At 65.6% G+C, this 13,906-nt stretch carries 16 protein-coding genes and 1 pseudogene; 9 read left to right on the top strand and 8 right to left on the bottom strand.

The window, feature by feature from the left end; genetic code table 11:
• The first annotated feature begins 16 nt into the window (after positions 1-16).
• Positions 17-2,086 (top strand): LCP family protein, encoded by a 2,070-nt coding sequence (locus tag H7J93_RS14605; protein ID WP_267307029.1) that lies wholly within the window; start codon positions 17-19, stop codon positions 2,084-2,086.
• A 101-nt stretch (positions 2,087-2,187) separates the two neighbouring features.
• Positions 2,188-2,853 (top strand): phosphate signaling complex protein PhoU, encoded by a 666-nt coding sequence (gene phoU, locus H7J93_RS14600; protein WP_267307028.1) that lies wholly within the window; start codon positions 2,188-2,190, stop codon positions 2,851-2,853.
• 74 nt (positions 2,854-2,927) lie between these two features.
• On the opposite strand, the gene pstB is transcribed toward phoU, so the two are convergent.
• The 6 genes from pstB to H7J93_RS14570 all read right to left on the bottom strand — a co-directional run bounded on the left by pstB (position 2,928) and on the right by H7J93_RS14570 (position 8,660).
• Positions 2,928-3,704 carry a phosphate ABC transporter ATP-binding protein PstB gene (pstB, locus tag H7J93_RS14595; protein WP_267307027.1) on the bottom strand — a complete coding sequence of 259 codons (777 nt, stop codon included), beginning with the start codon at positions 3,702-3,704 and terminating at the stop codon, positions 2,928-2,930.
• A 12-nt stretch (positions 3,705-3,716) separates the two neighbouring features.
• Positions 3,717-4,631 (bottom strand): phosphate ABC transporter permease PstA, encoded by a 915-nt coding sequence (pstA, locus tag H7J93_RS14590; protein ID WP_267307026.1) that lies wholly within the window; start codon positions 4,629-4,631, stop codon positions 3,717-3,719.
• Positions 4,628-5,677: a phosphate ABC transporter permease subunit PstC gene (gene pstC, locus H7J93_RS14585; RefSeq protein WP_267307025.1), complete on the bottom strand. Its 1,050-nt coding sequence runs from the start codon at positions 5,675-5,677 to the stop codon at positions 4,628-4,630. Before pstC ends, pstA begins: the two co-directional genes overlap by 4 nt.
• A 55-nt stretch (positions 5,678-5,732) precedes the next feature.
• A complete protein-coding gene (gene pstS, locus H7J93_RS14580) occupies positions 5,733-6,857 on the bottom strand; it encodes a phosphate ABC transporter substrate-binding protein PstS (protein WP_267307024.1) in 1,125 nt (374 codons plus the stop codon).
• Positions 6,858-6,969: 112 nt separating this feature from the next.
• The gene (mshD, locus tag H7J93_RS14575; RefSeq protein ID WP_276022006.1) at positions 6,970-7,875 is read right to left on the bottom strand and encodes a mycothiol synthase; all 906 of its coding nucleotides are present in this window, start codon (positions 7,873-7,875) and stop codon (positions 6,970-6,972) included.
• 5 nt (positions 7,876-7,880) lie between these two features.
• Positions 7,881-8,660, bottom strand: a complete 780-nt coding sequence (locus tag H7J93_RS14570) for a winged helix-turn-helix transcriptional regulator (RefSeq protein WP_267307022.1) — start codon at positions 8,658-8,660, stop codon at positions 7,881-7,883.
• Positions 8,661-8,820: 160 nt separating this feature from the next.
• Between H7J93_RS14570 and lmeA the strand changes: the two genes are divergently transcribed.
• The 7 genes from lmeA to H7J93_RS14540 all read left to right on the top strand — a co-directional run bounded on the left by lmeA (position 8,821) and on the right by H7J93_RS14540 (position 12,698).
• A complete protein-coding gene (gene lmeA, locus H7J93_RS14565) occupies positions 8,821-9,636 on the top strand; it encodes a mannan chain length control protein LmeA (RefSeq protein ID WP_267307021.1) in 816 nt (271 codons plus the stop codon).
• Positions 9,633-10,055 (top strand): thioredoxin family protein, encoded by a 423-nt coding sequence (locus tag H7J93_RS14560; protein ID WP_267307020.1) that lies wholly within the window; start codon positions 9,633-9,635, stop codon positions 10,053-10,055. The genes lmeA and H7J93_RS14560 overlap by 4 nt, the downstream gene beginning before the upstream one ends.
• Before the next feature lie 5 nt (positions 10,056-10,060).
• Complete coding sequence (locus H7J93_RS29435) at positions 10,061-10,177, top strand: Ms5788A family Cys-rich leader peptide (RefSeq protein ID WP_372507888.1); 117 nt, start codon at positions 10,061-10,063, stop codon at positions 10,175-10,177.
• Between the two features lie 94 nt (positions 10,178-10,271).
• A complete protein-coding gene (locus tag H7J93_RS14555; protein WP_267307019.1) occupies positions 10,272-10,754 on the top strand; it encodes a DUF4395 domain-containing protein in 483 nt (160 codons plus the stop codon).
• Between the two features lie 36 nt (positions 10,755-10,790).
• Positions 10,791-11,624 (top strand): sulfurtransferase, encoded by an 834-nt coding sequence (locus H7J93_RS14550; RefSeq protein ID WP_267307018.1) that lies wholly within the window; start codon positions 10,791-10,793, stop codon positions 11,622-11,624.
• Position 11,625: 1 nt separating this feature from the next.
• Positions 11,626-11,928, top strand: coding sequence for a DUF1416 domain-containing protein (locus tag H7J93_RS14545; RefSeq protein ID WP_267307017.1), 303 nt, complete (start codon positions 11,626-11,628; stop codon positions 11,926-11,928).
• Between the two features lie 140 nt (positions 11,929-12,068).
• Positions 12,069-12,698: a heme-binding beta-barrel domain-containing protein gene (locus H7J93_RS14540; protein WP_267307016.1), complete on the top strand. Its 630-nt coding sequence runs from the start codon at positions 12,069-12,071 to the stop codon at positions 12,696-12,698.
• Here the strand turns inward: H7J93_RS14540 and H7J93_RS14535 are convergent.
• A complete protein-coding gene (locus H7J93_RS14535) occupies positions 12,695-12,793 on the bottom strand; it encodes a hypothetical protein (RefSeq protein WP_372507901.1) in 99 nt (32 codons plus the stop codon). The genes H7J93_RS14540 and H7J93_RS14535 overlap by 4 nt on opposite strands.
• A 44-nt stretch (positions 12,794-12,837) precedes the next feature.
• A pseudogene (locus tag H7J93_RS14530) lies at positions 12,838-13,797 on the bottom strand (IS481 family transposase); the annotation flags it as partial.
• Between the last annotated feature and the right edge of the window lie 109 nt (positions 13,798-13,906).

Here is a 13,906-nt window from a genome sequence, read left to right as displayed (position 1 = left end):
GGAGACCGGGAGAAGCATGAGTGACGCCGATAACGCCACTCCTGGCCGCCATGGCCAGGGCGGCTCTTCGGCACCGGACGGCCCGCATGACGCCCATCAATGGGATACCCCAGGCAGCTGGCCGACGCCAGGCGCCGCGCCGTGGGAGCGCGCAGGCGTGACCGGACCTGATCCCGACGCTGAGCACGAGGAGGCCGCAGGCCCGACCGGCAACCACACTGACGGAATCACGGTCGCCGACCTGATCGCCAAGCTGCAAGGCGATGCCGCGGTCCCGGCGGGTCTGAAGCGGCACCGGGCCGCCGACGACAGCACGCCGCCGCCCACTGAGGTCATCGACGCTGTATCGGCGCCCCCGGAGCTCGAGTGGCCTGCCGAAGTGGCGGACGCCGACGACCCGGACACCGAGATCATCCCCGCGATCGCGGCGGGCGCCGCCGACCTGCCGGATCTGGCGCTGCTCCATCGGCAGAGCCGGGTACCGCCGTCACACGTCGGCAGGGGCCGACGCCGGCCCGATCCACGTCCGTCGCACCGAGGCCGCCGCCGCACAGTGATTGTCGGCCGAGTGGCCACCGCCTTGCTCGCGGTGCTGGCGCTCGCCCTGACCGGCGGGGCGTGGCAATGGCAGTCGGCGAAGAACAACATGCTCAACCGGGTCTCCGCACTCGATCCGGACTCCCGCGACATCGTCGACCCGAACGCACAGTTCGGCGACGAGAACTTCTTGATCGTCGGCGTGGACAGCCGCATGGGTGACAACGTCGAAATGGGCGCGGGCACAACCGAAGAGGCGGCCGGTGCCAGGTCCGACACCGTGATGCTGGTGAACATTCCCGCCAACCGTGAACGCGTTGTGGCGGTGTCCTTTCCGCGTGATCTCGCCATCGAGCCGATGAAGTGCGAACCGTGGGATCCCGAGACCGGCAAGTACGGCCCGATCACCGATCCGGAGTCGCCGATGTACGGCGCCGACGAGGTATATACCGAGTACAAGCTGAACTCGGCCTACGCCGTCGGCGGACCGAAGTGCCTGGTGAAGGTCATCCAGAAGATGTCGGGTCTCTATGTAAACCGTTTCATGGCAGTCGACTTCGCCGGATTCTCGAAGATGGTCGATGCGCTCGGCGGTGTCGAGGTGTGCAGCACCACGCCGCTGGAGGATTACGAGCTGGGCACCGTGCTACCCCAGGCGGGCCGCCAAATCGTCGACGGTCACACCGCGCTGCAGTACGTGCGCGCCCGGCAGGTGACGACGGAGACCAACGGCGACTACGGCCGCATCAAGCGCCAGCAGCTCTTCCTGTCCTCGCTGTTGCGCTCGATGATCTCCAAGGAAGTGTTCTTCTCGCTGAACAAGCTCAACAACGTCGTCAACATGTTCATCAACGACAGCTACGTCGACAACATGGACACCAAGGACCTCGTCACCCTGGGCCAGTCGGTGCAGGGCATCGCGGCGGGCCGCATCACCTTCCTGACGGTGCCGACCACGGGGTACATGGACGAGTACGGCAATGAACATCTCCGTGAGGATGACACCGGGGCCATCTTCGACGCGATCATCAACGATGATCCGTTGCCCGAGGAGAAGAACGCCGACAACACTCCGGTGCCCGGCACCCCCGAGAGCCAGGCGCCCAGCCAGGACGCCGCTCCCGCAACCGAACTCGTCGACACCATCACAACCAATCCGCACGACATCACCGTGCAGGTGTCGAATTCGACAGGCGAGGACGGACTGGGCGCCACCGCCGCCGACGAACTCCAAACCCACGGTTTCAACGTCATCACGCCTGACGACTACCCCGGCCCGCTGGATACGACCACCGTGTTCTTCTCGCCAGGAAACGAACAGGCGGCCGCGACCGTCGCATCGGCGTTCCCCAATGCCAACATCGAGCGGGCCACCAACCTCGGCGATGTCGTACAGGTGGTCCTTGGAACCGACTTCTACTCGGTGACCTCGCCGCCGTCGACCGGATCTCCCGTGCAGGTCCACGTGGCACACGGCTCGAACAGCACCCCGACCAAGCTGCCCGAGGATCTGACGGTCACCAACGCCGCGGACACCACCTGCGAATAGTCCCCGCCACGTGGCGATGTCGCCTTCTGGGCATACGCCATTCACTCGGCGTTCACGCTGACGTCGTGACCTTGCCGCTGTTCAGATCGTAGGGTGGTCTCATGCGGACGGCGTACCACGAGCAGCTGGATCAGCTAAGTGCGCAGCTCGGCGACATGTGCGGGCTGGCGGGCGTGGCGATGGAACGTGCCACCCAGGCCCTGCTGCAGGCCGACCTGGTCCTGGCCGAGCAGGTGATCAGCGACCACGAGCAGATCGTTGCGATGAGCGCGCGCGCCGAGGAGGCCGCGTTCGTGTTGCTCGCCCTGCAGGCGCCGGTGGCGGGAGACCTTCGCTCGATCGTCACGGCGATTCAGATCGTGGCCGACGTCGACCGGATGGGCGCCCTGGCCCTGCACGTCGCCAAGATCGCCCGACGCCGTCATCCGCAGCACGCACTGCCTGAAGAGGTCAACGGCTATTTCGCCGAAATGGGGCGAGTCGCAGTCGAATTGGGCAACAGCGCGCAGGAGGTGCTGGTCACCCGCGATCCCGACAAGGCGGCACGGATCAACGAAGAGGACGATGCGATGGACGACCTGCATCGCCACCTGTTCAGCGTGCTGATGGACCGCGAGTGGAAGCACGGCGTCACCGCCGCCGTCGACGTGACGCTGCTGAGCCGGTTCTACGAGCGCTTCGCCGACCACGCTGTCGAGATCGCGCGACGGGTCATCTTCCAGGCCACCGGCAGCCTCCCTGAAGAGGACAAGCTGTCATCGCGCTGACGCCCACCCCACGAGCAGACGCGAACACCTCCTAGAACCCGCAATTTCGGGAGGTTTCGCGTCTGCTCGCCGGGTCAGCCGAACCGACCGGAGATGTAGTCCTCAGTCGCCTTCTGGTTCGGATTGGAGAAGATCTTCTCCGTATCGTCGATCTCGACGAGTCGGCCGGGCTTACCGGTCGCCTCGAGGTTGAAGAACGCCGTCTGGTCGCTGACGCGAGCGGCCTGCTGCATGTTGTGCGTGACGATCACGATCGTGAAGTCCTGCTTGAGCTCCGCGATGAGATCCTCGATGGCGAGCGTGGAGATGGGGTCCAACGCCGAGCACGGCTCGTCCATCAGGAGCACGTCGGGCTGGACCGCGATCGCGCGGGCGATGCAGAGCCGCTGCTGTTGACCGCCCGACAGCCCACCACCCGGCTTGTCCAGCCGATCCTTGACCTCGTTCCAGAGGTTGGCGCCCTTGAGTGAGCGCTCGGCGACCTCGTCGAGCACCTTCTTGTTTCGCACGCCCTGAAGCTTCAGGCCGGCCACCACATTGTCGCGAATCGACATGGTGGGGAAGGGATTCGGGCGCTGGAACACCATACCGATGGTCTTGCGGACACCCACCGGGTCGACGCCGGGGCCGTAGATGTCTTCGCCGTCGAGCAGCACCGAACCCTCCACCCGGGCGCCGGGGATGACCTCGTGCATGCGATTCAGGGTGCGGAGCACAGTCGACTTCCCGCAGCCGGACGGGCCGATGAACGCGGTCACGCTGCGCGGCTGAACCGACAGCGCGACCTCGGCGACCGCCTTGAACGTGCCGTAATAGATGTTGACGTCCTTGAGATCCAGCCGTTTGGCCATGTCAGGTGGCTCCTAAACCTTCTTGGGGGCAAAGAATTTGGCGACGAACCGGGCTCCGACGTTCAGCAACGCGATCAACACGATCAGCGTGAACGCCGCACCCCACAGTCGGTCGGTGGGCACAGGGTTGGCGCCGGCACCCGCCGACGTCTGGTCGTACATCATGCCGGGAAGCGATCCCATGAAGCCGCTGAACATGTCGAAGTTGATGGCCTGGGCGTAGCCGACGAGGATCAGCAGCGGCGCCGTCTCGCCCATTACGCGGGCCAGCGCCAACAGGATTCCGGTGACAATGCCCGACAGCGCCGTCGGAACCACGATGGCGGAGATCGTTTTCCACTTCGGCACGCCGAGCGCATAACTGGCTTCACGCAGATCCATCGGGACGATGCGCAGCATCTCCTCGGTGGATCGGACGATGACGGGGATCATCAGCAGCACCAGGGAAAGCGACACCGCGAAACCCGACCGCTGGAAGCCCAGCGTGGCAACCCAGAGCGCGTAGATGAACAGCGCGGCGACAATCGACGGCACGCCGGTGAGGATGTCGACCATGAAGGTGGTCAGCTTGCCCAGCCTTGTGCCGCCGCCGTACTCCACCAAATAGATGCCGACGAACACCCCGATCGGGATGGAGATGACGGCGCACACCAGACCCTGCAGCAGTGTGCCGACGATGGCGTGGTAGGCGCCGCCGCCGGCCTGGAACGCCGTCATACCCGCCTGTGAGTTGAACCACCAGGTGCTCGACGTCACCACGCCGACGCCCTTGACCACCACCGTCACCAGCACCCACACCAACGGGATGACCGCGATGACCACCGACGCCGTGACCAGCACAGTGGCGATGTTGTTGGTGATCTTGCGCCGTAGGCTGACGCCCTGAAAGGTCGCCACCTTGACCGGCTTGTCCAATGTCGAGGTCATGATGCGGACCGGTCCTTTCCGGACACCGCGGCGCGGGCCAGGGAGTTCACGACGAACGTGAGGATGAACAGCACGAGACCGGCCGCGATGTAGGCGCCAGCCTTGTACTGGTCATTGAATTCCGATGCCGCCGAGGCGATTTTGCTTGCGAACGTGTAGCCCGCGTCGAACAGCGACCATCCGAACGCTTGCTGCGTGCCGCGCAGGATGATCAGCAGCGCAATGGTTTCGCCGAGAGCGCGGCCGAGGCCGAGCATCGCGCCGCTGATGTAGCCCGAGAGCCCGAACGGCAACACCGTCGTGCGCACCACCTCCCAACGTGTGGCGCCCAACGCCAGTGCCGCCTCGATGTGCCCGCGCGGTGTCTGGATGAACACCTCGCGGGCGACCGCGGTGATGATCGGCAGGATCATCACCGCCAACACGATGCCCGCCGTGAAGATGGTTCCACCGCCTGCGACCGAGGCGTTGCCGGTCTGGAACAGAAAGAGCCAGGACATGTTCTCGTTCAACCACACCGCGAACGGTTTGATCACGGGCGCAAGGACATACAGTCCCCACACGCCGTAGATGATCGAGGGCACCGCCGCTAGCAGATCGACCATGTAGGCCAGCGGACCGGCGACCCTACGCGGTGCGTACTGCGTCAGATAGATCGCGATGCCCAACGCCACCGGCATGGCGAGGACCAGCGCGAATACCGACACGAACACCGTCACCTGGAGCAGATCGAGAATGCCGAACCGCATCGCGGAGGTGTTCGTGGTGACCCAGTTGCCGCCGTAGAGAAAGAAATTCGCTTCGTTGCGAGCGAGCGCCGGGATGGCGCGCCAGATCAGGAAGATCCCGATCGCCGCGATGATGACGACGATCAAGACGCCCGAACCCTCCGCGAGTGTTCGGAAGATCCGGTCTCCCAGTCGCTCCTTGGCGTTCCTCGAGGGATTGGTGGAGATGGGCTCGGGCTCCCCGAAAGGCATCGCCAATGCCTCGCCTGATCCTGCGTCCAACGGATTCGGTGTTGTCACTTCGACCCTATCGGTCATTTGTCAGGCACCCATCTTCGCCGGTTTGGTGCGCTCGCGCCACAAACGGAGCAGGTCAGCTGATGGCGTCGATGGACGTCACCAGACGCTCTTTGAAAGCGGCAGGCAGCGGTACATAGCCGGCAGGAGACAGGTTGGCCTGGCCGGCGTTGGCCGCCACCGTCAAGAACGACTTCACCGCCGCTGAGGTGTCCGCGTCATAGCCCTTCGAGCACACGATCTCGTAGGTGGCCAGCACCAGCGGATAGGCACCGGGCTCCTGTGTGCCGTACAGCGAGGCCAGGTCGAGCGTCAGGTCATTGCCCTCGGCAGCGAATTTGGCCGCGTCGATGGCCTTACCGGCCGATTCGTCGGTCAATACGACTGCACCGCTGCCGTTGTCGATCTGCGCATAGGGGATGCCGGCCTGGTCCGCGAATCCCTTCTCGACATAACCGATGGCACCCGGCGTCGCCTGCACAGCCTGCGCGACCCCGGCGGACTTCTGCGCGCCCTCACCCGCTCCGCCCTGGAACTCGCTGCCGTCGCCCTTGGTCCACGCACCCCCGGAGGCGGCCTCGAGGTACTTCTGAAAATTGTCGGTGGTGCCCGAGGAGTCCGACCGGAAGATAGGGGTGATGGTGGTGTCGGGCAACGTGACGCCCTCGTTCAGCGCGGCAATGGCCGGGTCGTTCCACTTGGTGATCTGACCCTGGAAGATCTTGGCGAGTGTGTCCCCGTTGAGCACGAGCTTGTCGACGCCCGGGATGTTGTAGGCCATCGCGATCGGACCGAACACCAGTGGCAGATTCCAGGCCGGGTTGCCGCCACAACGCTCGGCGGCCGCAGCGATCTGCTCCTCCTTCAGCGCCGAGTCCGATCCGGCGAAGTCGACGTTACCGGCGATGAACTGCTCGCGACCCGCGCCGGATCCGGTCGGGTTGTAAGAGAGGTTCTTGCCCGCGCAGGTCTGGCCCCAGACCTTGTTGAATTCCGCGATCGCGTTCTGCTGGGCCGTCGAGCCCTCCGCGGTGATGGAGTTCTTGCCGCCGCACTCGGCCGACGCGGATCCGGTTGCACCGGTGGTGTTTCCGGAGGTTCCGGTGTTGTTGTCGCTGCCGCACGCCGACAGCGTCAGCGCGGCGATGGCCGTCACGGACAGCGCCATTCCGACGTTCTTGCCAATGCTGTTGAGCTTCACTTATCCCACTTTCCGTTGACGGCTTCTAAAAAGGCCTGAACTCTCCGGCAACGTATGCGGCCGTGGTGGACAGCGCGGAGATGTGAAGTGAACGGCCGGTGAACTCGTCCAGCTAGTTCACAGCGTGGCGGGCATACGCCGCGTCCACCGACGCGACATCGAAGCCCAGCCTCTGATACGTCTTCACCGCCGCTGAGTTATCTGCCTCGACGTAAAGCATCACCGCGCGCTGCGAACTTGCCTCCAGCGCCTGGGCGAGGTGGTGCAGTCCGACAAGGGTGAGGGTGGCGCCGAGGCGCCGGCCCTGCGCGGCCGGATCGACGCCGACGATGTACACCTCGCCGAGATCCCCGTTGTGGATCTTGGTCCAGTGGAAGCCCAAGAGCTGCCCGGTCTCGTCGTCGTAGGCCAGGAAGATGCCTTCTGGGTCGAACCACGATTCGCCGCGGCGCTCCGTGATATCGGCGTCGGTCCAGCCGCCCTGCTCGGGATGCCAGGCGAAGGCGGCATTGTTGACGCGCAGCAGTTCGGCGTCGTCGGCCGGCCCGGAGTACGTGGTGATGCGTACGCCGTAGGGCACGGTGACCCCGGGCAGATCGTCGAGCGGGCGTCGCATCTGCAGCAGCTCCCGCACGATGACCAGGTCCAGCGCCGCGGCGGTGGCGCGGGCGGCCTCGAGATTGCCGTGCGCCCAGATGCGGGCGCCATCGCCGCCTTCGGCCAGACCCTGGCGCGCCATCGCCGAACCGATACCCCGGCGTCGCGCCGAAGGATGCACGACGAGCTCGGCCATCGCCGGGGCCTGCTCATCGGCGGGCGCGAGGTTTAGATAGCCGAGGACATCGGCGGCCTCGTCGCCGTCACGGGCGAGGAGGTGACGGGTACGGTCGCGGGTCAGCTCCCGCAGCACCTGGTCGCCGACGGGGGCAACACCGTCGTGCGCCTTGGCCGCGGCGACGAGCTCGCGGATGCGGCCCTGATCGTCGTCGGACAGACCGGATCGCCAGGCGATGTCCAGCTGCGTCACTGACTGCGCAGCGGATCGGCAAGCGGTTCGGGCACCGGGTCGTAGCCGTCGGTGTCGCCAAGTCCTGGGTCCTCGGACACGTCGGAATCCGGCGCCGGTGCGCGCCCACGCGCGGGCCGAACCGCCTTGTAACCGACGTTGCGCACCGTGCCGATCAGCGACTCGTACTCCGTGCCGAGTTTGGCCCTCAGGCGCCGCACGTGCACGTCGACGGTCCGGGTGCCGCCGAAGAAGTCGTAGCCCCACACCTCCTGCAGCAGCTGTGCGCGGGTGAACACCCGGCCCGCGTGCTGCGCGAGGTACTTCAGCAGCTCGAATTCCTTGTAGGTGAGATCCAGCGGCCGGCCCCGAAGGCGCGCGGTGTACGTGCCCTCGTCGATCACCAGTTCGCCCAGGCTGATCTTGCCGACGTTCTCCTGGTTGGCCACGCCTCCGCGGCGACCGACAAGCAGCCGCAGGCGCGCATCGATCTCGGCCGGCCCGGTGCTCGGGAGCAGAATCTCGTCGAGCCCCCATTCGACGTTGACGGCCACCAGGCCGCCTTCATTGACGACGGCCACCACGGGCACCGACGTACCGGTCGTGCCGAGCAGACGGCACAGGCCGCGGGCGGCGGCCAGATCCGAGCGCGCATCGACGATCGCCACATCCGCATTGCCGGCTTCCAAGAGTGACGAAACCTCGGTCGGTGCCGTCCGCACGTGGTGGGCGAGCAGCGACAACGATGGCAAGACGGATTCAGGGTGGGAATCGACGGTCAGTAGCAGTAGATCCAACTGGCCCTCCAGCAGCCATGGGGACCTCGCCTGGACATCAATGTCGGTCGGTGACTTCCCAGATTCATGCCTGTCATATGGCCGTTACCCGGCCGATGGTGATCTAACGATAGCGCGACACTTCCAGGTCAGCTGGACCAACGGGGTCGAACGGTCGCCGGTGGGCAAGAATGTGGCGGTGCGAAAGCTGCTGATCGGTGTGCTGGCCACCGCGACTGCCGTGGTCGTCGGCGCTGTCGGAACCGACTTCGGTGCCGCGATCTATGCCGAATACCGCCTGGCCAGAAGCGTGCGGACGGCCGCCCACCTGGCCTGGGACCCGTCAGTGGCGATCCTCGGTTTCCCCTTCATCCCCCAGGCCGTCGACCGGCATTACGACGAAATCGAGATCCGGGCCGCCGGCGTGGACCATCCCGTGGTCGGCAAGGCCTCGCTGGAGGCCACCCTGCATTCGATCGATCTCGGCGACTCGTCGTGGCTGGTCGGTCCGGAGGCCAAGCTGGCCGTCGGCAAGGCGGAGAGCCGCATCATCATCGACTCCACGCACATGGGACGGTTCATGGGCGTCCCCGACCTACTGGTCGAGGCGCCGACCCGCGAGAGCAACGACGCCACCGGCGGCACCACCGAATCGGGGATCTCGAGCAATCGCGGGGTCGTGTTCACGGGAACGCCCGCGAAAGCCGGGTATGACGAGAAGGTGAGCATCGCCGTGGACCTGTCGATCGTCGGACCGGACCAGACCACCCTGGTTCTCACAGCCACCGACGTGCTCACCGGCCCGGGTACCGCTGACCAGCCGGTTCCCGACGACAAGAAGGCCGCCGTGCTGGCCGCCTTCTCGACCAGCCTGCCCGGTCAGAAGCTGCCCTTCGGGCTCGCGCCCACCGCCCAGGGGGCCCGCGGCTCGGACGTGATCATCGAAGGCATCGCCGAGGGAGTAACGGTGGCCCTGGACGAGTTCAACCTGTCGTGAGTACTTCATGGGTGTTGGCGATCACCGTGCTCGTCGCGGCGCTCGGATTGGCCTACGTGATCGGCAGGCTGGTCACGCTGCGCGCCGGCCTGCTCAAGGCGAGCGAAAAGGCCGCTGAGGTCGACACGAGTGACCTTGGCCTGTCGCAGACAGGGCCGACGGTGCTGCACTTCACCGCGGAGTGGTGCGGACCGTGCGCGGCGGTGCGCAGGGTTGTCGATCAGGTATGCGCCGAATTGCCCGGGGTCGCGCACGTCGAGATCGACATGGACGCCAATCCGGAAGCGGCCCGGCGGCTTTCGGTGCTGTCGCTGCCCACCACGATCATCTTCGATGCCCAAGGTCGCCCCCGGTTCCGGACCCACGGTGTCCCGACAGTCGCTGACCTGCGGTCGGCGCTGGAACCGCTGTTGGCTTGATCACCATGTCATTGGGTAAGCTGTCCCCCGTGTTCGCCCGCCTCGAGCCGATGCTCACCAAGCGCCGCGCAGTCGATCTGTGCCGCGTCGCGGGTTGTTGCTGTTGTTGTTGTAGCTGCTGAGTAGCTGCGCCTTTCTTCGCGCCGCGCTCGGGAGTGGCCCCATGTGGTCCGCCCTCCCCCCCAGCCAGTCCATCCCCGCAACAGGAGCACATTTATGCCGACCACCACGAGCACCAAGACGACCAGCACCCCACCGGACCAGGTTGACGTCCGCGGTCCACGCTTCGCGGCCTGGGTGACCACCGCCGTGATCATCGCGGTGCTGCTGATCTCCGCCGTCAGCCCCGTCGGCGCGGCAGTGATCCTCGGCGTGCAAGCGGTGGTGTTCGCGATAGGCGCCTGGCGCGGACCGCGGCAGCATCCGTACGGCCTGATCTTCAAGACCTTCGTGGCGCCCCGCCTCGGACCCGCCACCGAGAAGGAGCCGGTGCCTCCGCTGAAGTTCGCCCAACTCGTCGGCTTCGTGTTCGCCGTCGTCGGCGTCATCGGCTTCGCGTCGGGCGCCCCGCTGGTCGGCCTCACCGCCACCGGCTTCGCCCTCGTGGCGGCCTTTCTCAACGCGGCCTTCGGTATCTGCCTCGGCTGCCAGATATATCCGCTCGTCGCCCGGTTCCGCCGGGTGCCTTCCACCGCCTAACACTTCAAATAGCAAGCAACCGAAAGGATTTCCTACATGGCACGCTCCGACGTCCTGGTCAGCACTGACTGGGCCGAGAGCAATCTCGACGCGCCGAACACCGTCTTCGTCGAGGTCGACGAGGACACCGCCGCCTATGAGGGCGGCCACATCGCAGGCGCTGTGCGCCTCGATTGGAAGACCGAGCTGCAGGACCAGGTCAAGCGCGACTTCGTCGACCAGCAGCAGTTCTCGAAGCTGTTGTCCGAGAAGGGCATCAGCAATGACGACACCGTGATTCTGTACGGCGGCAACAACAACTGGTTCGCCGCCTACGCGTACTGGTACTTCAAGCTGTACGGCCACGAGAACGTCAAGCTCCTCGACGGCGGTCGCAAGAAGTGGGAGCTCGACGGCCGCCCGTTGGTCAAGGATGTGCCGAATCGACCCGCTACCAGCTACACGGCCAAGGCGCCGAACAACAATATCCGCGCCTTCCGCGACGAGGTCATCGCCGCCATTGGCGCCAAGAACCTCGTCGACGTGCGCTCCCCTGACGAGTTCTCGGGCAAGATCCTCGCCCCCGCTCATCTGCCCCAGGAGCAGAGCCAGCGGCCGGGCCACATCCCCGGCGCCATCAATGTGCCGTGGAGCAAGGCGGCCAACGAGGACGGCACCTTCAAGTCCGACGAAGAGCTCGCCAAGCTGTACGCCGAGGCGGGTCTCGACGGCAAGAAGGAGACCATCGCCTACTGCCGGATCGGCGAGCGTTCGTCGCACACCTGGTTCGTGCTCCAGGAGCTGCTGGGACACGAGAACGTCAAGAACTACGACGGAAGTTGGACGGAATACGGCTCTCTCGTGGGGGCCCCGATCGAGTTGGGAAGTTGATATGTGCTCTGCACCGAAACAAGGGCTGACGTTGCCCGCAAGCGTCGACCTCGAGCGCGAGACGGTCATCACCGGCCGCGTGGTGGATGGCTCGGGTCAGGCCGTCGGCGGCGCGTTCGTCCGGCTGCTGGACAGCTCTGACGAATTCACCGCGGAGGTCGTCGCATCGGCCACCGGCGATTTCCGGTTCTTCGCCGCGCCGGGCACGTGGACGCTGCGTGCGCTGTCCCCGGCCGGCAACGGCGACGCCAGCGTCGCACCGTCGGGCGCCGGTATCCACGAGGTCGACGTCAAGGTCGCCTGACGGCTGCCGAGAGTCGTTGGCAGTGGTGCGGCTAGACTTTCTGTCGTGGTGCTGCTCTTCGAGATCCTGCTGATCGCCGCCGTGGTGGTCATTACCTGGTTCGCGCTGTACACGCTCTACCGCCTCATCACCGACGAGTCGTGACATCGGGCGACGATGCGGTCGCGGCTGCGGCCGAACGCGCGAAAACGACCGCCGCCCGCAACATCCCGGCGTTCGGCGATCTCCCAGGGCCGGTCGATACCGCGAACCTTCGCGAAGGCGCGAATCTCCATGACGCGCTGCTTGCGCTGCTGCCGCTCGTCGGGGTGTGGCGCGGCGAGGGCGAGGGCCGCGGGTCGCACGGCGACTATCGCTTCGGCCAACAGATCGTCGTCTCTCATGACGGTGGCGACTATCTGATCTGGGAGGCCCGCTCCTGGCGGCTCACCGACACCGGTGAATACGCGGGCGCGTCCCTGCGCGAGTCGGGGTTCTGGCGGTTCGTCAACGACCCCGCCGACCCGTCCGAATCGCAGGCCATCGAGCTTCTACTGGCTCATTCGGCCGGCTACATCGAGTTGTTCTACGGCCGCCCCTTGAGCCAGTCGTCGTGGGAATTGGTCACCGACGCGCTGGCGCGCACCAAGTCCGGCACGCTCGTCGGTGGCGCCAAACGCCTCTACGGCATCGTCGAGGGCGGTGATCTGGCCTACGTCGAGGAACGCGTCGACGCCGACGGTGGCCTGGTGCCGCACCTGTCCGCACGCCTGTCGAGGTACGTCGGCTAGTTGTTCTTCACGGGCAGGTTGTGAACGCGTAGGCGGTCGATCGGTGTCTTGCTCTTGATGCCGGTGTGGGGTCTGTGGTGATTGTAGTAATGCAGCCAGCTCTGGTAGGTCGCTGCGCGGGCTTCNTGTTCTTCACGGGCAGGTTGTGAACGCGTAGGCGGTCGATCGGTGTCTTGCTCTTGATGCCGGTGTGGGGTCTGTGGTGATTGTAGTAATGCAGCCAGCTCTGGTAGGTCGCTGCGCGGGCTTCATCGGATAAGTAGGTGTCGGCGTAGGCCCATTCCTGGTTGAGGGTGCGGTTGAATCGCTCTACCTTCCCGTTGGTTTGCGGCCGGTAGGGGCGGGTCTTCTTATGGGCGATGTCGGCACCTAAGGTCTGAGCGAAAAGCTTTGACCGGTAACACGATCCGTTATCCGTGAGGACCCGTTTGACCACGATGTCATGCTCACCGAAAAAGGCCTTGGCGCGCTCCCAGAACGCTGATGCGGTCTCCTTGCGTTCATCGGCGAGGATCTCGGAGTAGGCCAGCCGGGAGTGATCGTCGACGGCGTGGTGCAGATAGGCGTACCCGCGGCCGCGCTTTTTGTTGTGGCGATTGCCGACCGTACGACCCAGCATGCGATGCCCGCCCCCGTCGGGGATACGACCGAGCTTCTTGATGTCGAGATGGACCAAATCTCCGGGCGCCGGGTGCTCGTAGCGGCGCGTCTTGGGCTGGCGCACCGGCAGACCGCTGGCCTGGTCCAGATCACGCAGCAGCGGCATCCGGTAGCGGCGCAGCACCGCCTCGACAGTCGAGCGTGGCAGTCGTAGGTGAGCGGCGATACGGTGCGGGCCCCAACGGCGCGTGAAGCGCACCTTGATGATCCGGCGTTCCCGACGCTGGGCCAGCTGTCGCGGGCTGCGATGCGGCCGACTGGACTGGTCGTTCATCGCGTCCTGGCCGCCGGCGCGGTAACGGTCGGCCCACTTTTTGGCCGTGGCGCTCGAGCACTGGAAGCGTTCGGCGGCCCGGGCATAAGTCCATCCGTCATCGACGACACAGCGAGCCAGCCGCAACCGGCCCTTCGGAGTCAAACAAGCATTAGCGTGGACCATGAGGACCTCTCGGTAATCGATGTGCGTGTGGTAACCACACCGATACCGGAGGTCCTCACCTATTCGCGCTCACCACGCCGTTCACAACCTGTCAAAGAGCTACAGCTAG

This window comes from Mycobacterium barrassiae, from assembly GCF_025822765.1.
GTDB classification, from domain to species: domain Bacteria; phylum Actinomycetota; class Actinomycetes; order Mycobacteriales; family Mycobacteriaceae; genus Mycobacterium; species Mycobacterium barrassiae.
This window is presented reverse-complemented; position numbering and strand designations above follow the sequence as displayed.

What these genes read in the sequence shown, in the direction of transcription:
- H7J93_RS14605 (WP_267307029.1), top strand. Translation starts at nt 17, where the DNA reads ATGAGTGACGCCGATAACGCCACTCCTGGCCGCCATGGCCAGGGCGGC.
- phoU (WP_267307028.1), top strand. Translation starts at nt 2,188, where the DNA reads ATGCGGACGGCGTACCACGAGCAGCTGGATCAGCTAAGTGCGCAGCTC.
- pstB (WP_267307027.1), bottom strand. Translation starts at nt 3,704, where the DNA reads ATGGCCAAACGGCTGGATCTCAAGGACGTCAACATCTATTACGGCACG.
- pstA (WP_267307026.1), bottom strand. Translation starts at nt 4,631, where the DNA reads ATGACCTCGACATTGGACAAGCCGGTCAAGGTGGCGACCTTTCAGGGC.
- pstC (WP_267307025.1), bottom strand. Translation starts at nt 5,677, where the DNA reads ATGACCGATAGGGTCGAAGTGACAACACCGAATCCGTTGGACGCAGGA.
- H7J93_RS29435 (WP_372507888.1), top strand. Translation starts at nt 10,061, where the DNA reads ATGTCATTGGGTAAGCTGTCCCCCGTGTTCGCCCGCCTCGAGCCGATG.
- H7J93_RS14555 (WP_267307019.1), top strand. Translation starts at nt 10,272, where the DNA reads ATGCCGACCACCACGAGCACCAAGACGACCAGCACCCCACCGGACCAG.
- H7J93_RS14550 (WP_267307018.1), top strand. Translation starts at nt 10,791, where the DNA reads ATGGCACGCTCCGACGTCCTGGTCAGCACTGACTGGGCCGAGAGCAAT.
- H7J93_RS14545 (WP_267307017.1), top strand. Translation starts at nt 11,626, where the DNA reads ATGTGCTCTGCACCGAAACAAGGGCTGACGTTGCCCGCAAGCGTCGAC.